The organism is Paraprevotella xylaniphila YIT 11841, assembly GCF_000205165.1.
Taxonomy (GTDB): Bacteria; Bacteroidota; Bacteroidia; order Bacteroidales; family Bacteroidaceae; genus Paraprevotella; species Paraprevotella xylaniphila.
The window spans coordinates 73,319-91,488 of the sequence record NZ_GL883824.1 but is presented as its reverse complement, the minus strand read 5'-3'; the positions used below and the strand labels follow the sequence as shown (position 1 = coordinate 91,488).

10 protein-coding genes, 1 tRNA gene and 2 pseudogenes are annotated in these 18,170 nt (G+C 46.8%); 8 read left to right on the top strand and 5 right to left on the bottom strand.

Annotation, left to right across the window (positions count from 1 at the left end):
* Positions 1-3 precede the first annotated feature (3 nt).
* Genes HMPREF9442_RS02880 through HMPREF9442_RS02870 form a run of 3 tightly spaced genes read right to left on the bottom strand, consistent with a single transcriptional unit; the run spans position 4 to position 5,752 of the window.
* Positions 4-1,374, bottom strand: a complete 1,371-nt coding sequence (locus HMPREF9442_RS02880) for a TolC family protein (protein ID WP_008625165.1) — start codon at positions 1,372-1,374, stop codon at positions 4-6.
* Positions 1,371-4,574, bottom strand: coding sequence for an efflux RND transporter permease subunit (locus tag HMPREF9442_RS02875; RefSeq protein WP_008625163.1), 3,204 nt, complete (start codon positions 4,572-4,574; stop codon positions 1,371-1,373). Before HMPREF9442_RS02875 ends, HMPREF9442_RS02880 begins: the two co-directional genes overlap by 4 nt.
* A gap of 26 nt (positions 4,575-4,600) precedes the next feature.
* Complete coding sequence (locus HMPREF9442_RS02870; RefSeq protein ID WP_008625162.1) at positions 4,601-5,752, bottom strand: efflux RND transporter periplasmic adaptor subunit; 1,152 nt, start codon at positions 5,750-5,752, stop codon at positions 4,601-4,603.
* Between the two features lie 165 nt (positions 5,753-5,917).
* On the opposite strand from HMPREF9442_RS02870, the gene HMPREF9442_RS02865 reads away from it, so the two are divergent.
* Complete coding sequence (locus tag HMPREF9442_RS02865) at positions 5,918-6,757, top strand: helix-turn-helix domain-containing protein (protein ID WP_008625161.1); 840 nt, start codon at positions 5,918-5,920, stop codon at positions 6,755-6,757.
* Positions 6,758-6,887: 130 nt separating this feature from the next.
* Here the strand turns inward: HMPREF9442_RS02865 and rho are convergent, their stop codons facing one another.
* Positions 6,888-8,906, bottom strand: a complete 2,019-nt coding sequence (gene rho, locus HMPREF9442_RS02860; protein WP_008625160.1) for a transcription termination factor Rho — start codon at positions 8,904-8,906, stop codon at positions 6,888-6,890.
* Between the two features lie 283 nt (positions 8,907-9,189).
* On the opposite strand from rho, the pseudogene abc-f reads away from it, so the two are divergent.
* A pseudogene (gene abc-f / locus HMPREF9442_RS02855) lies at positions 9,190-10,774 on the top strand (ribosomal protection-like ABC-F family protein); the annotation flags it as partial.
* A 101-nt stretch (positions 10,775-10,875) separates the two neighbouring features.
* A pseudogene (locus HMPREF9442_RS16965) lies at positions 10,876-11,094 on the top strand (ABC transporter C-terminal domain-containing protein); the annotation flags it as partial.
* A gap of 27 nt (positions 11,095-11,121) precedes the next feature.
* Here HMPREF9442_RS16965 and HMPREF9442_RS02850 read toward each other — a convergent pair.
* Positions 11,122-13,335 (bottom strand): RelA/SpoT family protein, encoded by a 2,214-nt coding sequence (locus HMPREF9442_RS02850; protein ID WP_008625157.1) that lies wholly within the window; start codon positions 13,333-13,335, stop codon positions 11,122-11,124.
* Positions 13,336-13,448: 113 nt separating this feature from the next.
* Here HMPREF9442_RS02850 and HMPREF9442_RS02845 point away from each other — a divergent pair, with 113 nt between their 5' ends.
* From HMPREF9442_RS02845 to HMPREF9442_RS02825, 5 genes are all read left to right on the top strand, one after another.
* Positions 13,449-14,963 (top strand): DUF4301 family protein, encoded by a 1,515-nt coding sequence (locus HMPREF9442_RS02845; RefSeq protein WP_040602535.1) that lies wholly within the window; start codon positions 13,449-13,451, stop codon positions 14,961-14,963.
* Positions 14,964-15,002: 39 nt separating this feature from the next.
* Positions 15,003-16,172, top strand: coding sequence for a formate-dependent phosphoribosylglycinamide formyltransferase (gene purT, locus HMPREF9442_RS02840; RefSeq protein ID WP_008625155.1), 1,170 nt, complete (start codon positions 15,003-15,005; stop codon positions 16,170-16,172).
* Between the two features lie 67 nt (positions 16,173-16,239).
* Positions 16,240-16,312: transfer RNA gene (locus HMPREF9442_RS02835), tRNA-Gly, on the top strand.
* A 21-nt stretch (positions 16,313-16,333) separates the two neighbouring features.
* A complete protein-coding gene (gene nhaD / locus HMPREF9442_RS02830) occupies positions 16,334-17,743 on the top strand; it encodes a sodium:proton antiporter NhaD (protein ID WP_008625153.1) in 1,410 nt (469 codons plus the stop codon).
* A gap of 18 nt (positions 17,744-17,761) precedes the next feature.
* Entirely contained in the window at positions 17,762-18,169 is a 408-nt protein-coding gene (locus HMPREF9442_RS02825; protein WP_008625152.1) for a hypothetical protein, read from the top strand.
* The last annotated feature ends 1 nt before the right edge of the window (position 18,170 follow it).

Below are 18,170 nucleotides of genomic sequence, written 5' to 3'. Positions count from 1 at the left end.
GCTTTATTCGTCGTAACCTCCGCCCAAAGCCTGATACAATTCGATGGCTGCCTGTATCTGGCTGAACTTGTTGCTGATTTGCGACATCTGGGCCGTCAGCAAGGTCTGTTGGGCAGTCAACACCTGCAGGTAGTTGGTCGATGAGTTCATCATTAACGCCTGCGTGCTTTTTACGGCCGTTTCCAAAGAGGCTATTTGTTTGGTGTACAAACCGTCTTTCTCTCCGGTAGCCTGTATTTTGGTAAGAGCTGCGTTCACTTCAGTTCCCGCATCTAATAAGGTCTGTTGGAATGAGAGTTTGGCTTGTTCCTGCTGTGCTTTTGAGATTTTATATTGCGCACGCAACTTTCCGTTCTGGAAAATAGGTTGTGTCAACGAAGCCATGGCATTCCATATCCATTTGCCCGGATTGACCGGTATGGTACCGAGGTCGTTCGTCCAACCGATTGCGCCGCTCAGGTTCAAACCAGGATAGAAAGCCGCACGCGACTCATTGGTGGCGTAGTAGGCTACGGCCAACTGGGTTTCGGCCAGTTTCACATCCGGACGGTTGGCCAATGCGGCAGCCGGGATACCGGCAGACATGCGGGTCGGGACTTTCCAGTTGTCCATGGAGCCGATGGCATATTTTTGCGGAGCCTCGCCTAACAGGGCAGAAAATTCATCTTCCAAATCGCTGATTTGTTGTTTTAAGTCTGTGATTTGGGTGCAGATGCTGTAGTAGTTGGCTTCCGTTTGCGACACGGCTGCCATGTTGCTTTGGCCGGCATTCATCAAAGCGCGGGTGGTTTCGACGTTCTCCTTCCACAGCTTTTCCGTTTCCTGGCTGATGGCCAACTGGTCTTTCAGCATGGCCAACGAGTAGTAATAGTTGGCGATTGCCGCAATCAGTTGCGACTGTACGGCCTGCTTGTAGGCATGGCTGTTTTCAAGTTGGGCTTTTGCACGCTTTTTGGCATTGTGCAGGCTTCCGAAGATGTCTATTTGCCAAGAAGCCGACACAGGAATCGTGTATGTCTGTGTGGCTTTTCCCCAATCCACACCGGCCAATGACCCTTGCGGAGCGAAAGCGAGGCTAGGGATATAAGCCCATTTGGCAGCCTTCAGCGAGGCTTCGGACTGTTCGATTTGCAGTTGGGCGCTACGTAAGTTCGTGTTTTGTGCCAACCCTCTTTCAATCAGGGTCTGCAGTTGGGGATCCGTGAAGATTTCTCTCCATGCGAATGAGGCTAAGCCCAATGAGTCGCCGCTTTGAGTGTTGTCGCTGCGGTACAAGCCGTCCGTCTGGATGTCGGCCGGGCGTTCGTAGCTCTTGTATAGACCGCAACTGCTCAACAGAGCAGCTGTGGTCATGGTCATAATTATCTTTTTCATTTTTTATCTTTTTCGCTATTAAATGCACTACGTTCTTCCAAACTCTTTTGGCGTTCTGCCATGATTTGGATGTTACCTTCCTTATGCATAGGCGGACGAACCTTTTCCTGCAAATACTGGAATACGATGAAGAATACCGGGGTGATGAAAAGCAACGCGAGCGTACCAATCAACATACCGCCGACAACACCCGTACCCAGAGAACTGTTACCGTTGGCTCCGGCACCCGAAGCGAACATCAGGGGCAACATACCGAATATCATGGTCAATACCGTCATCAAAATCGGGCGGAGGCGTTCTTGTGCCGCAGCGTAAGCGGCTTCTACGATACCCATGCCTTGGCGGCGGCGTTCCGATGCAAATTCCGTGATAAGGATGGCGGTCTTAGCCAAAAGTCCAATCAACATGATCACACCTGTTTGCAGGTAGATGTTGTTTTCCAAGCCGAAGAGCCATGCAAAGAGGAACGAGCCCATCAAACCGCACGGCACGGAAAGGATAACGGCCAAAGGAACCAAGAAGCTTTCATAAAGACATGACAGAATCAAGAAGATGAGCACGACGCAGAGCACATAGATGAATACCGTGTCGTTTGAGCCTGCGGTTTGCTTTTCCTCACGCGATATACCACCGTATTCATAGTGGTAGCGGTTTGGCATAGTCTCTTCAAACACTTTTTCTATGGCTTTCATGGCTTCACCGGAAGAGTATCCCGGTGCCGGGTTGATGTTACAAGTGATGGCATCAAACAAGTTGAAACGGTTTGTGATTTCCGGCCCCATCATTTTCTTGACGCTCAGGAACTGGCTGATGGGGGCCATCTCGCCGTTGATTCGTACAAAGATGTTGTTTAGCGACTGCTCGTCCAAGCGGTATTTGGGGTCGGCTTGGATCATGATACGGTATACTTTAGAGAACAAGTTGAAGTTGGATGCGTAAATACCACCGCAATAACCTCCCAATACGCTCAATACTTCGGACGGGGAAATGCCTGCACGTTTACATTTGGCTGCATCTACATTGACTTCATATTGTGGGAACTTCGGGTTGAAAGTCGTGTAAGCCATGGCCACTTCCGGACATTGGTTGGCAGCTGCAATAAACTTCATTGTGTTTTGGTAGAAAGCATCGAGGTCGCCACCCACGCGGTCTTGCAAGTGCATTTCTATACTGTTACCCATACCGTAACCCGGAATCATACCCGGTTGGAAAGTAAAGGATTGGGCTTCCTTAATGCTTTGCAGCATGAAGTTCAGTTTGTTCATGACCGAATTAGCGTCTTGTCCTTCTCCTGTACGTTCGTTCCAATCTTTCAGACGGATGATGAATGAACCATAAGACGTTCCTTGTCCGGCAATGAAACCGTAACCGGAAATTTTTGAATAATGGTCTATCTCTGGGATTTGCTTGATGATATTTTCAATCTTCTCCATGGTTTTGTTGGTAGTGGCCAAGCTGCTTCCCGGAGACATGCTGACGTTTACCATCATGGTTCCCTGGTCTTCTTGCGGAACCAAGGCTGTCTTTGTGGTTTTCATGAAGTAGACCAACAGCACGCAAGACACTACCAACGTGCTCCACGAGAGCCAACGTTGGTGGATGAAGAACATGACTCCCTTTTTATATTTAGCCATCATGGCATTGAAAGAGGCATTATAAGCAGCTTTCACGATGCCATTGATGCTCATTTTCCCTTTTTTGCCGCTAGCGGGACGCATCCACATGGCGCAAAGTGCAGGACACAGGGTCAAGGCGTTCAAACAGGAAATACCTACGGCTACAGCCATGGTCACACCGAACTGAGTGTAAAAGATACCTGAGGTCCCACCCATGAAAGTCACAGGGATAAATACGGCCATAAACACGAGGGTACAGGTGATAACGGCCATCGTCACGTCGGCAAGGGCGTCTTTGGTGGCCAAATAGGGGGACGTGTAGCCCACGTCAAATTTAGCTTGCACAGCCTCGACCACCACAATGGAGTCGTCCACTACCGTACCGATGACCAACACCAAGGCAAACAAGGTCAGGATGTTGATACTGAATCCGGCCATTTGCATGGCTGCGAACGTACCCACGAGAGATACGATAATGGAGATGGAGGGAATCAACGTACTCTTGAAATCCTGTAGGAAGAAGTAAACCACGAGGATTACAAGGATGATGGCCACAACCAAGGTTTCTACCACTTCATGGATAGAAGCGAAAAGGAAGTCGTTAGAACTCATCATCGTCATGAATTCCAAACCTTCGGGAAGGTCTTTTTCGATGTCTTCCAACAGTTTAGCGATGTTTTCGTTTACTTCCGTGGCGTTAGAGCCGGCTACTTGGAATACCATGAACGTACAACTCGGATGGCCGTCTACATTACTGTCGAAAGCATAGGATTGTGTACCCAATTCCACACGGGCTACGTCCTTAAGACGCAATACATTACCATCGGGCATGGAGCGTACAACTATGTTTTGGAATTCTTCGATGCTTTTCAGACGACCTTTGTATTTCATGGTGAACTGGAATGTGTTTTGGGAATTTTCACCCAACGAGCCGGTAGGGGCTTCCAGGTTCTGTTCACCCAACACGGCTGTCACATCGGATGGAACTAAGCCATATTGAGCCATGACATCCGGTTTCAACCAAATACGCATACTGTATGTGTCACCCAAGGCCATCACGTCTCCTACTCCTTCGATACGTTTAATCTGTGGCACGACGTTGATGTCGAGGTAGTTGGCAATAAAAGTCTTGTCGTAGCGCCCGCTCGGGCTGTACAAGGCACCAATTTGCAAGAAACTTGTTTGGCGTTTTGTGGTAGTCACACCGATACGGGTCACTTCCGCCGGCAGTAAGCCTTGCGCCTTGCTCACGCGGTTCTGCACATTGACGGCAGCCATGTCGGGGTCAGTGCCTTGTTTAAAATATATGGAGATATCGGCCGAGCCTGAGTTGGTGGCGGTCGATTCCATGTAGGTCATGTTTTCCACACCGTTGATGGCTTCTTCCAACGGTTGGATGACGCTTTTCATCACGGCATCGGCACTGGCACCCGTATAGGAGGCTGATACTCGTACTGTCGGGGGAGCAATATCGGGATACTGCTCAACCGGCAGGGTGCCCAGTGAAATAAATCCTACGATAAGGATAAGAATGGAGATGGAGAATGCCATCACCGGGCGTTTAATAAATATGTTACCTTTCATTGTTTTGCTTAATTAGTAATACTCTCTTATTTATCTTGTTTCTGTGTTTCACCTTGTGTTGCATTTGCTTGAGTGGCTGTGCCGACCGGTGTACCTTCGCGTACTAATCCTGCACCTTCAGCAATGATGACATCACCTACACTCAGTCCGTTGGTCACGATATATTCCGTGCCGTTGTTGTTGGGAGCCACTTCGATGTTGGCACTTTGTGCCTTTCCGTCCACGACTTTGTAAACCAAAACTTTGTCTTGCAACTCAAATGTGGCAGCCTGAGGGATGACAATTACATCCTTGTAGAATACCGGAACTTCTACGTTACCGTTGGCTCCGCTGTGCAGCATGTTGGAAGTGTTGGGGAATGCTGCGCGCACCTGTGCCGTACCCGTACTGGTGTTGATGACTCCACTGATGGACTCTACGTGCCCACTGTCGGGCAATACACTGCCGTCATTGAGAATCAGTTTCACGGGCGGCATCTTTTTGGCTGCTTCTTCGAGTGAACCGTATTGGCGTGTCATGTTGAGTAAGTCATTCTCATTGACAGAAAAGTACACATATAACTCGCTATTGTCAGACACTGTGGTGAGCGGTTGTGGCATTGAGCTGCCCACTAATGTACCTTGACGGTAGGGAAGTTGGCCTACAACTCCGTCAGCGGGACTCTTTACTACGGTATATGACAAGTTGTTTCTTGCGTTCACAACTTGGGCTTTGGCTTGGGCCACGGCTGCTTTGGCACTCAGTAGGCTGTTTTCTGATTTCTGCAAGTCAAAATCCGATACGACTTTTTGCTCGAATAGCTTTTGCGTGCTCTTAAAAGTCAAATTGGCTGTAGCCTCAGCTGCTTCCGCTGCTTTCAGGTTGGCTTCGGCCGTATTCAAGGCTGCCTGATATGGTACTTGGTCGATGATGAACAACGTCTGCCCTTTTTTTACACGGTCGCCTTCCTGTACACAAAGTTTTTGGAGCGTACCACCGACTTGGGGGTAAATTTCCACGTCTTGGCGTCCTTGGATAGTGGCACTGTAAAGCGATTTTAAAACTCTGGAATCTGTTTTTACGGTCATGGTCTTGTAAGATGATCCCATGTCCATTGTTTGTTGTTGCTTGTTGCAACCCGTTAATGCAACCAAGCAGCAAAATGCTGTCGTTGCAACAGTCTTAATACCTCTATTCATAACTAATTAATAAAATAATAATCTCAAAAACGGTGCAAAAGTACATAAACTGAACGAGTTTATGTGTATTAAAAATACGTTTGTTTTGTTCATTTTGGGAAGTAACCTTGCATTTTAGGAATATTCTACTTAATTTTGGTTTCTATTAACGAAAGATTTCTGTTTATGGGAGATAAAGTACGTACATTGTTGCTTCAGGAGTGTTTCTATTATAGAACTTCGTTGGGTTGGACTGTAGAGAATGGATTGGTTGTAGACAAGTGTGTGCTCATGATGGTGGAGAAGGGAAAAGCCAACGTGGTTATAGGTGAAAATGAATATGTCTTGGATCGGCATCAGATGCTTTTCATGCGTCCAGAATTACCGTTGAAAAAGTTGCGTTCTACATCCGATTTTTCCGTTTCTTTGATGGTCTTTCCTCCTTCCATGATTCGTGAAAGTACAGAACGGATGGAGCCTCGTTTTTTATTGCTTTTATTTACACAGGTAGTTTGGACCCTGAATGCGGAGAATCGTAAATTAGTGGAACACTTCCGGGAGTTATTTCGTTTTGCGGTAAGGGACTATGGTCGGGGGTATACCCGTGAATTAGTCCTGAGTTTGGTGAACGGATTGGTGTACGGGGCATACGAGATGTGTGGGGCGGTGCGTCTGGCAAAGTTGTCGTTGGATTCTTCTCGTTCCCGGGAGCTGTTTCGGAATTTTATGGAATTGCTTCATAAGCATCTGATGCGTGAGCATGAAGTACAGTTTTATGCCGGTAAACTTTGCATCTCTTCTAAATACCTAACTCAAATATCGAAGGGGATGATAGGGCGCACGCCTAAACAGATTATCGACGAGACCCTTATGTACGAAGCCATGAAATTGTTGGATAAAAATAATTCAAGTATACAGGAGATTAGTGTGAGCCTTGGGTTTCCAGACCAGTCTTATTTTGGACGTTTTTTCAAACGTTTGAAGCACATGTCTCCCCAACAATACCGCTTGAGGTCGAAACGTTGACAGCCCCTTTCAAAATCTCAGAACATGCAGGTTGGGATTCTATAAGAAGCGTTCCATCGTTTTCAGAAAGGAAGGAAACGATGGAACGCTTGTATCTGTGTAAGCCAGTATAGACCTCGTGCGGAGGGCTTTATGAATTCATGCTCATCAGGAACTCTTCATTGTTCTTGGTTGGCTCAATCCGGTCTTTCAAGAACGTCATGGCTTCTATCGGATTCATGTCGGCCAAAATCTTACGCAATACCCACATGCGATCCAGAGTCTGTTTGTCATGCAGCAGGTCATCGCGACGTGTACTCGAAGCCACGATGTTGACAGCAGGGAAGATACGCTTGTTGCTCAGTGAGCGGTCGAGTTGGAGTTCCATGTTCCCTGTACCCTTGAATTCCTCAAAGATGACTTCGTCCATTTTGCTGCCAGTGTCTATCAGTGCAGTGGCTATAATGGTCAGTGAACCGCCGTTCTCAATGTTACGGGCAGCTCCGAAGAAACGTTTCGGTTTGTGCAGTGCATTGGCGTCCACACCTCCGGAGAGAACTTTTCCACTGGCGGGAGAAACCGTATTGTAGGCGCGTGCCAGTCGCGTGATGGAGTCGAGGAATATGACCACGTCGTGTCCGCACTCTACCATCCTCTTGGCCTTTTCCAGTACGATGCCGGCTATTTTCACGTGGCGTTCTGCCGGCTCGTCGAACGTGGAAGCAATGACTTCGGCGTTGACCGTGCGTGCCATGTCTGTTACTTCTTCCGGACGTTCGTCAATCAATAGCATGATGAGGTAAGCTTCCGGATGGTTGGCGGCGATAGCGTTGGCAATATCCTTCATCAGGATGGTCTTACCCGTTTTGGGCTGTGCCACCAACAAGGCACGCTGTCCTTTGCCGATGGGGGCAAACAGGTCTACGATGCGTGTAGAAAGGTTGTCGTTATGGCCTTTACAAAGTTTGAACTTTTCATCGGGGAAAAGCGGAGTGAGATGTTCAAAAGGCACTCGGTCTCTCACGTCGCTAGGAGCACAACCGTTGATTTTCGTCACTCGGATGAGCGGGAAATACTTTTCACCGGGCTTCGGAGGGCGTACGGGCCCCTCTACGACATCACCGGTTTTAAGGCCGAACAATTTGATTTGTGAGGTACTTACGTAGATGTCGTCAGGAGAAGACAGATAATTATAGTCGCTGGAACGCAAGAAGCCATAACCGTCCTGCATGATTTCCAAAACCCCTTCGCCCGTCAGGATGTCTCCGAAATCGTATGTTGGTTCGGAAATTTTAGGGAATGCGATTTCCTTTTCAGGGGTACTTTCTGACGCTTCGTACGAATATGTATCGGCAAGCCCGTGCGACGTAATGTCCGGTTGTTGGCTTGGGTAGGTCATATACGTCTCGTCCATGGTTGGTTCTGTCGGGATAACGGGTATGTCTTCTACCACGACGAAATCGTTTTCGTCTGTTGCGAAGAAGTTTTCTGTAGAAGGTGCTTCAGTTTCTGTTTTTTCTGTGATTTCCGGAACTTCAGTTTCTGTCGCATCGTCAATTGTTTCCACAGGCTGCTCCGGAATATCCTGCAAGATTTCCAACGGGACTTCGGTGATAGGTTCATCCATAACCGGAAGCTGATTTGTATCGTCCGACAAAACAGAGGCTTGTTCCTCTGCTAATTTTGCAGCAGCTTCCAGTGCCGCTTTTTCTGCTTTTGATTTCCGTCCTCTCTTTTTGGGGAGAGGGGCAGCAAGAACTTCTGCATTTTGTTCTATCGTGTTGTCAGACATTTCTTTTTCCACAATGGCTTCCACCGGCAGGTCTGCCAATTCGGGACTGATTACAGGAGTCGTTTTTTCATTTTTCAGTTCCGTTGCCTCTTCTTTGTTGTCGCGGGCAGCTTCCTTTTTCTTCATATCGAAGTTCTCGCCGTTGCCTTGCGAGGCACTATATACGCGGTCGGTTTCTTTCTTGCTCACTCTGACGCGTTTGCGCGGTGTTTTCGTTGTAGTGGCTTTTTGTGAGGCGGACAATATGGACTCTTCGTCTATGATTTGATAAATCAGCCCCATACGGTCGTCTTCATTGGGTGAGGGGATTCCCAAATTCTTTGCTATGTCTATCAGTTCTTCCTGAGACATGGCTTCTAATTCACTTTTCTTATGCATATGTAAGTATGTGTTGTACTTTTCTTGTATTGTACAGAGTTCATCTGTAGAATAAAAGTAGGATTCTTTTGATTGGATTTTCTTTGTTGTAATTAAAGAAAGAAAACTGTGTGGTTACAGTCATCTTGCATTTTGTTGGTGCAAAAGTAATGAATAATTTCTAAAAAACACGCATCTTCCCCGTTTTTTTTCACTGAAAACAGAAAGTTTTCCACTTTAAAGTTTCTTTTTGTGGGTTTCATAATTAATCGTTATATTCGCGGGCAATTTATATGGATGGAATATGGCTTTAGTGAATCCTTATTTACAGGTGGACGGTTTGACCAAGCGTATTGGCGACCGTGTGTTGTTCGAACATATTTCTTTCGGCATTGCCGAAGGGCAACGGGTAGGCTTGATTGCTAAGAACGGAACTGGTAAGTCGACTTTATTAAATATAATAGGAGGAAAAGACGGATATGACGAAGGAAGTGTGGTGTTTCGCCGCGACTTGAATGTGGGCTATCTAGAACAAGGTCCTTCTTATCCGCCCGATTTGACGGTCATCGAGGCTTGTTTTAGCCATGGCAATGCCGTGACCAATTTGATACGGGAATATGAAAATTGTATGAACACGCCTGGGAACCCTCGCTTGGAAGAGATTCTCGACCGAATGGAGAAGGAAAAAGCCTGGGATTACGAGAACCGGGCGAAGCAAATCCTGTCGCAGTTGAAAATCCATTCTTTCAATCAAAAGATTTCCACACTGTCGGGCGGGCAACTTAAACGGGTGGCCTTGGCTAATGTATTGATTACCGAACCGGATTTGCTGATTCTGGATGAGCCGACCAATCATCTCGATTTGGAAATGATAGAATGGCTTGAAGGTTATCTGAAACGTTCTAAGTTGAGCCTGCTGATGGTGACGCACGACCGTTATTTCCTGGATCGGGTCTGCTCCGTCATATTGGAACTGGACGACCATACCATGTATACTTACAAAGGGAACTATAGCTATTATTTGCAGAAACAGCAGGAACGTATCGACGCATCGAATGCCGAGGTGGCGCGTGCCAACAACCTTTATCGTACGGAATTGGACTGGATGCGCCGCATGCCTTGTGCCCGAGGGCATAAGGCGCGTTATCGCAAGGAAACGTTTTACGAACTGGAGAAAGTGGCTAAACGTAAAACGACGGAACAGAGTGTGGCATTGGAGGTGAAATCGTCTTATATCGGCAGTAAAATCTTCGAAGCCGACTATATCAGCAAAAGTTACGGAGCGGACAAAGTCATCCTGAAAGATTTCTTTTATACTTTCTCGCGGTATGAGAAAATGGGCATCGTGGGGAATAACGGTACCGGCAAGTCTACCTTTATCAAGATTCTGTTAGGTTTGGTGAAGCCGGACTGCGGACGGGTCGTCGTGGGCGAGACGGTGAAGTTCGGGTATTATTCACAAGACGGGATAGCTTTCGACGAACAAATGAAAGTCATCGATGCGGTGAGGAGCATTGCCGAATATATCGACCTTGGGGGAGGACGACATCTGTCGGCCATGCAATTTTTGCAGCATTTCATGTTTTCGCCCAAAGACCAACAAAACTATGTGTATAAGTTGAGCGGAGGAGAACGTCGTCGCCTGTATCTTTGCACCGTATTGATGCGGAATCCGAATTTTCTGGTGTTGGACGAGCCTACCAACGATTTGGACATTGTCACGTTGCAGGTATTGGAGGAATATTTGCGGAATTTCAAAGGTTGTGTGATTGTGGTGAGCCACGACCGTTATTTTATGGACAAGGTGGTGGACCATCTTTTGGTATTTCAGGGGCAGGGAGATGTGCGTGACTTCCCTGGCAATTACACGCAATATCGGGAATGGCAAGGAGAAAAACAAAAGTTTGAACGCGAACAACAAAAAGACCTGCTTTCAAAAACAAAAGAGCCGCCGGTGCAAAAAGCTTCCCGAACAGGACAGAGGGAACAAAGGCGTAAAATGACGTTTAAAGAACGTCGGGAGATGGAGATGTTGGAGCAAGATATCGCGGCACTCGAATCGGAGAAGAAAAATATAGAGGAAGCCTTGTGTAGCGGGATGCTGTCTGTGGAAGAATTGACGGATAAATCCAAACGACTGCCTCTTCTCAACGACGAATTGGACGAGAAGTCCATGCGTTGGTGGGAATTAAGTGAGATTGAAGGGTAAGAATAAGGTGCGAAACAAGTGTCCGCTTTAGTTGCGGGACACTTGTTTCACGCCTTTTATGGTTTTCAATTTCTTTTCTAAAAGTTGTAGTTTGCTTGTATCGTCAAGCATGACGGTCAGTGTGCCGGAGAACAAGCCGTCATGGGAGTCGATGCTGATACTCCGTAATGAAATCTTTTCCTCTTTGCTGATGATGGACGTGATGTTGTTCACGATGCCTAAATCATCGTTCCCGATGACTTTGAGCGTGATAGGGTATTGGCTGCCTCGCTTGCCGGCCCATCGTGCCTTGACGATACGGTAGCCGAACCGCTTGCGGAGTTCTTGTGCGTTAGGGCAATCTTGGCGGTGTATTTTAATGCCGCCGTTCACTGTGACGAAGCCGAACACATCGTCCCCGTATATCGGTTGGCAACATTTGGCCAAAGAGAAATCCAGTCCCTTTAAGTTTTGGTCTATGACCAAAACATCGTCGTTTGTTTTAGCTTTGAGTTCGGCTTCCGACGGGATATTATAGCTTTCTGCACTGGGAGCCGGAGTGTGTTCTGCCAGTCCGGCTTCTATTTTTTGTTGTTCAGTGTATAAGTCGAGCACTTCGTTGATGTCCGTCGTTTCATTGGCCAGGCTTTTATAAAAGTCCGTTACGACTTTAAACCCGAGTTTTTTGATGACGTGCATCATGGTTGGCTCATCGTATTCTATTTTTCGGTTTTTGAATTTGCGTTCCAGTAATTCTTTGGCAAAGGCTCCTTGCTTGGCTTGCATTTCTTTGAGGGCCTGACGGATTTTGGCCCGTGCCTTTCCGGTTACGACGAAATTCAGCCAGTCTTGTTTGGGCGACTGGTTGTTGGCGGTCAGGATTTCCACTTGGTCGCCGCTGTTTAGCTTTTGACGGAGTGGGGCATTTTTTTCGTTGATTTTGGCACCGATACAATGGTCGCCCACATTGGTGTGGATGGCGTAGGCGAAATCCAGAACAGTGGCACCTTTGGGAAACTTGAACAGGTCCCCCTTCGGGGTGAACACGAAGACTTCGTCTTCATAGAGGTCCATTTTGAACTGGTCCATGAGTTGGAGGTCGTCGTTATTCTCCAATGCGCTGCGTATGTTGTTGAGCCATTCGTCAACTCCGCTTTCTCCGCTTTTAATGCCTTTGTATCTCCAATGTGCGGCCAATCCTCGTTCTGCTATTTCGTCCATCCGTTCGGTTCGGATTTGCACTTCCACCCATTTGTTTTCCGGTCCGAGGACTGTGATATGCAAACTTTCGTAGCCATTGCTTTTGGGAATGGACAACCAATCCCTCAACCGTTTAGGATTGGGCTGATACATGTCCGTTATGATGGAATAGACCTGCCAACATTCCATTTTTTCTTTTTCGAGGGCAGAATCCAGAATGATGCGGATGGCAAACAAGTCGTATATGCCTTCCACTCCGCAATGCTGCTTCTTCATCTTCTGCCAGATGGAATGTATGCTTTTGGTGCGCCCTTTCATGTGGAATCTTAGACCGGCCTTTTTCAGCTTTTCGTCGATTGGCCGGATGAACTTCTCTATATATTCGTCACGTGATTTTTTTGTGGCGTTCAGCTTTTCTTTTATTAAATAATAGGCATCGTGTTCTAAGTATTTCAGTGACAAATCTTCCAGTTCGCTTTTCAGGCGGTATAACCCCAATTTGTGAGCCAGAGGAGCGTACAGGTAAGCTGCCTCTTCCGACACCTTGCGTTGGGCTTCCTTGTTCTCCGTGTCTTTGATTTTGCGCATGATATTCACACGATTGGCTATCATGATGAGGACCACACGCATGTCTTCGGCAAAAGACAGCAATAAGCTTCTGAAGTTTTCGCTTTCTACGCTTGGATTTTTATCGTATAATTCCAAAATACGGTTCAGGCCCTTGATGATACCGGCCACATCTACCCCAAATTCTCTTTCCACGTCTTCCGTCGTGCAATAGCCGCAACGTACGCAGGTGTGCACCATGATGCCGAGGATGGCTCCGCGCGTCAGTCCGATTTCAGAGGCCACAATCAAGGCTGTTTCCATGTCGTTGAGGATGGGGTTCATGCCGAACACGTTCCTTTGGATAAGGTTACGGCGTACCGCTTCAAGCAAATAAGTCTTCAGCTTTTTGCAATCATCAGGATAAAGTATATTGCCGGAAAGTTTGAGAAGTTCCCTGTATAACTGTGCAAGTCGCACTTTTTCTTGTGCGGAGAAAAAAGCATTCTGTTCCATAATCCGCTATTTTTCTTCAAAGGTAGTACTTTTTTGCTGAAACGTTTACCTGTTTGCTTAAAAAAGCCTATATTTGAATGTTTTTTAGGGAAGGTTTAAAACGATTATATAATATGTTGACAGCAGAAGACAAGGCCTTATTGGCCGGAAAGGGGATTACCGAAGAGCAAATAGAGGCTCAATTGCAGATTTTTAAGAAAGGATTTCCATTTTTGAAGTTGAAAGCGGCCGCTTCGTTGGCTCATGGTATTTTGGCTCCTTCGACAGAAGAGTGCAAGCATTATGAGGAGGTGTGGAAGGCTTATAAAGAAGAAGGAAAAGCAATAAGCAAGTTTGTTCCGGCTTCAGGTGCGGCCAGTCGTATGTTTAAGAATATGTTCGAATTTCTGGATGCGGAATATGATGTGCCGACCACAGATTTCGAAAAAAACTTTTTTGCGGCGATTCGTGATTTTGCATTCTATGATGAATTGGATGCAGCCTGCATGAAAAATGAAGGTTGCGGGATTGACGGTTTGGTGGCATCCGGCCAATATAAAAAGGTTGTGGCTAACATGCTTCGTCCGGAAGGATTGAATTACGGTCAGTTGCCTAAAGGATTGCTTAAGTTCCACCGGTATGAGAACGGTTCGCGTACTCCGTTGGAAGAACATCTGGTAGAAGCGGCTTTGTATGCTGCCAGCAAGGGAAAAGCTGAAGTTCATTTTACGGTGAGTGCAGAGCACAAAGTTTTGTTCAAGGCATTGGTGGAGGAGAAGCTCCCGATATATGAAAAAACATACGGGGTGACGTTTCATGTCACATTTTCCGAACAGAAGCCGGCGACGGATACTTTAGCTGCCACGATGGACAATGAACCGTTCCGTGTGGACGGCACACTTTTGTTCCGTCCAGGCGGACATGGGGCGCTTATCGAGAATTTGAATGATTTGCAGGCCGATGTCGTTTTCGTGAAGAATATAGATAATGTGGTGCCGGATCGTTTGAAAGGGGATACGGTTACTTACAAGCAGGTGTTGGCCGGTATTCTGGTAGAATTGCAACAGAAAGCTTTTGCTTATTTGCGTAAGTTGGACAGTGGGGACTATAGCCATGCGGATATAGAGGAAATCATCCGGTTCGTTCAGCAGACGCTCTTCTGCCGTCGTGAGGATGTGAAAGAACTGGAAGATGCGGAGCTTGTGATTTATTTGCGTAAAAAAATGAACCGTCCGATGCGCGTTTGTGGCGTGGTGAAAAATGTGGGAGAGCCTGGCGGCGGTCCTTTCTTGGCTTACAATAGCGACGGGACGGTTTCGTTGCAAATTCTCGAAAGCAGTCAGATTGATACCCGGAATCCAGAATATGTGGCCATGTTCAAGAACGGGACGCATTTCAATCCCGTAGATTTGGTTTGTGCAGTAAAGGATTATAAAGGAAACAAGTTTAACTTGCCTGATTATGTGGACCGCAATACAGGATTCATCTCTTATAAAAGCAAAAACGGGAAAGAACTCAAGGCTTTGGAGTTGCCTGGTTTGTGGAACGGTGCTATGAGTGATTGGAATACGGTGTTTGTGGAAGTGCCGCTGAGTACGTTCAATCCGGTGAAAACGGTGAACGACCTTCTGCGTGAGCAACACCAGTAACGGGGATATGATTGTCTGTGCATAAATTAAGATATTCTTATGACGAAAAAAATTTTATTATTAGGCTCTGGAGAATTAGGAAAAGAGTTTGTCATTGCGTGCCAACGCAAGGGGCAGTATGTGATTGCTTGCGATTCGTATGCACATGCACCGGCTATGCAGGTGGCCGACGAGTGCGAGGTCTTCCACATGCTCGATGGGGATGCGTTGATGGCCGTAGTGGAAAAGCATAAACCGGACATTATCGTCCCCGAAATAGAAGCCATCCGTACGGAGAAGTTGTATGATTGCGAAAAGATGGGTATTCAGGTCGTACCGAGTGCCCGTGCTGTGAATTTCACCATGAACCGAAAGGAAATCCGAGAACTGGCTCATACGGAACTTGGATTGAAAACGGCGGATTATCGTTATGCCAAAACTTATGATGAGTTGAAGGCTGCGGCCGATGTGATAGGATTCCCCTGTATCATCAAGCCTTTGATGAGTTCTTCCGGACACGGGCAGAGCAAGGTGGACAGTCCCGCGGATTTGGCACACGCCTGGGAGTATGCATGCGCGGGGGCACGTGGTGATGTGAAAGAAGTCATCGTAGAGCAGTTTATTCCTTTCGACAGTGAGATTACGCTGTTGACGGTGACCCAGCAGAACGGGCCTACTTTGTTCTGTCAGCCTATCGGTCACGTACAGAAAGGAGGAGATTACCGTGAAAGTTTCCAACCGGCTGCTATTTCTCCCGAAATGCTGAAAGATGCGCAGGATATGGCGGAGAAAATCACGCGTGCCCTGACCGGAGCCGGGATTTGGGGAGTAGAATTCTTCCTGAGCCATAAAGAAGGTGTGATATTCTCCGAGTTGAGTCCTCGTCCGCACGATACGGGGATGGTGACTTTGGCGGGCACACAAAATCTTTCGGAATTCGAATTGCATTGCCGTGCGGTTTTAGGCTTGCCGATACCGGAAATCACACAGGAACGCATGGGAGCCAGTGCGGTCATCCTCTCGGAAGTGGAAAGCCATGGAGCACCGAAGTATTCCGGCGAGGAGGAGGTCTGTGCGGCAACGAACACTTATCTGCGTATTTTCGGGAAGCCCGAAGCGCATGTAGGGCGCCGTATGGGAGTGGTGGTTTGTTGGGATAAGTTGGATGCCGATCAGGAATCATTAAGGAATAAATGCAAAGCCTTGGCGAGAAAAGTTAAAGTATATTAATGTATAAATAAGAAATCCGGATACGGAGTGTTTTTTTCAAGAAAAGATATACCTTTGTATCCGATTTGCGACAATAGCTCAGTTGGTAGAGCATTGGCTTCCCAAGCCGAGGGTCGCGGGTTCGAGTCCCGTTTGTCGCTCTCTTTTATCAGTTATCTTCCATGACCGTAATAATTGCCATTGTTTTGCTCTTGGGATATTGTGCTATTGCAACTGAGCATATCACCAATATCAATAAAGCCGCTGTGGCAATGTTTCTCGGAGTTATTGTTTGGACACTCTACATGGTGGCGGGTAAACAGTATGTAGAAATGATGTACGCTGAGGAATATGCTGATTTCTTAGGTGGAAATGCTTCTAATGTCACTTCTCTTAAGAATTTTATTGCCAATTATATTTTTATCGGCCACGTAGCGGATATTTGTCAGATTGTGCTTTATCTTTTGGCTACGATGTCCATTGTCGATTTGTTGAATACGAACGGTTGTTTCGATTTCATCAGCGAGTGGATTACGACCCGTAATAGCAAGCGTCTTTTGTGGATGGTCGCTTTCATAACCTATGTCTTGTCGGCCAACCTCGACAATCTGACCACGGCTTTGATGATGTTTGCCATCGTGCGTCAGTTGTTGCCGGGGAGTCGTTTCCGCATGTATTATGGGGCGGTCATTGTAATTGCGGCCAATGCCGGAGGTTGTCTTACGGTAATCGGCGATGTGTCTACTTTGATGCTGTGGGTCAAGGGAGCGGTCACACCGTCCAGTTTTTCGGGTGCCATGTTCTTGCCGTCCATTGTAGCCGTGGCTATTCCCACTTATTTGATTTCCCGCAAGTTGCCGGAACAGATGGATATTAATACGCCTCGTATCCGCTATCGCGGGGATGATACGACCTTGACGCGTTGGCAGCGTATTCTGATGCTGTTCGTGGGGATTGGAGGGCTGTGGTTTATTCCAACGTTTCACAATCTGACCAAGTTGCCTCCTTTTGTCGGAGCGTTGTGTGTATTGGCACTTTTCAGTGTCGTAAACGAGTTGTGCAATCGGAGGTTGATCAAATCCGACCAACCTTTTTTCCGTCCTACGCCACGCTTCATGCAGGCAGAGAGTATCCAGACTATTTTATTTTTTATAGGCGTAAGCATGGCTATTTCCGCCATTCAAGAGACGGGGGCGCTCTATACGGTTGCCGTATGGTGCGACCAATATATTCATAATATCTACGTATACAGTTTGATATTAGGAGGAATTTCCGCCTTTTTGGATAACGTGGCACTTGTGCTGACTAGCATATCCATGTATGATGTGGTAGGGATGACGGAAAGCATTCCCGGTATGGATCCGGAATACTTTCGTTCGTTTGCGCTGAATGGTCAGTATTGGCAATTAGTCGCTTATAGCGGAGGAATCGGCGGCTGTTTGCTTTCCATCGGTTCTACTGCCGGATATGCGTTGATGAAAAGTGAGAACGTTTCCATTTGGTGGTATTTCCGCCACATATCCGGCAAGGTTATGGTGGGATGGCTTGCCGGCCTTGGGGTTTACTTCTTTATAGATTCGTTTATCAGATAAGAGATAGGACAAAATAATATGCAGATAAACAATACGTTATTTAAGAGGAAAATACTGTCTTTTACGTTGATACAAGTCGCTCTGTTAAGCTTTTTGCTGATTCTTTCCGTGGCGATGCGTCTTGTGCTTTATCCTCTCAGCTATCTTGAATCCTTGCCCCTTTATTTTATTGTGGGGTTCTTCTTTTTGTGGGAAATGCTGCAATTTTTTTTAGTTTCAAAGGAAGCTTTGGAAGATAGCCGGAATATATTACGGTATTATCGCCATGGAATCCTGTGGCGTGTCGGCATATCATTGCTTGCCGGAGGGGGTATTAGTTTTTTCTTGTCTGCACAACCCCTGTTTACAGCTTTGCTCTTTTTGATGTTTTTGATAGCAGAGTGTATTTTCGATATGATATTTTATCGCCGTTTTCTGAAAGAATAGA

Bases quoted from the DNA above. Each gene is read 5' to 3' on its own strand.
- rho (WP_008625160.1), bottom strand. From the start codon at position 8,906: ATGCATAAGAAAAGTGAATTAGAAGCCATGTCTCAGGAAGAACTGATA.
- HMPREF9442_RS02880 (WP_008625165.1), bottom strand. From the start codon at position 1,374: ATGAAAAAGATAATTATGACCATGACCACAGCTGCTCTGTTGAGCAGT.
- HMPREF9442_RS02875 (WP_008625163.1), bottom strand. From the start codon at position 4,574: ATGAAAGGTAACATATTTATTAAACGCCCGGTGATGGCATTCTCCATC.
- HMPREF9442_RS02825 (WP_008625152.1), top strand. From the start codon at position 17,762: ATGCAGATAAACAATACGTTATTTAAGAGGAAAATACTGTCTTTTACG.
- nhaD (WP_008625153.1), top strand. From the start codon at position 16,334: ATGACCGTAATAATTGCCATTGTTTTGCTCTTGGGATATTGTGCTATT.
- HMPREF9442_RS02845 (WP_040602535.1), top strand. From the start codon at position 13,449: ATGTTGACAGCAGAAGACAAGGCCTTATTGGCCGGAAAGGGGATTACC.
- purT (WP_008625155.1), top strand. From the start codon at position 15,003: ATGACGAAAAAAATTTTATTATTAGGCTCTGGAGAATTAGGAAAAGAG.
- HMPREF9442_RS02865 (WP_008625161.1), top strand. From the start codon at position 5,918: ATGGGAGATAAAGTACGTACATTGTTGCTTCAGGAGTGTTTCTATTAT.
- HMPREF9442_RS02850 (WP_008625157.1), bottom strand. From the start codon at position 13,335: ATGGAACAGAATGCTTTTTTCTCCGCACAAGAAAAAGTGCGACTTGCA.
- HMPREF9442_RS02870 (WP_008625162.1), bottom strand. From the start codon at position 5,752: ATGAATAGAGGTATTAAGACTGTTGCAACGACAGCATTTTGCTGCTTG.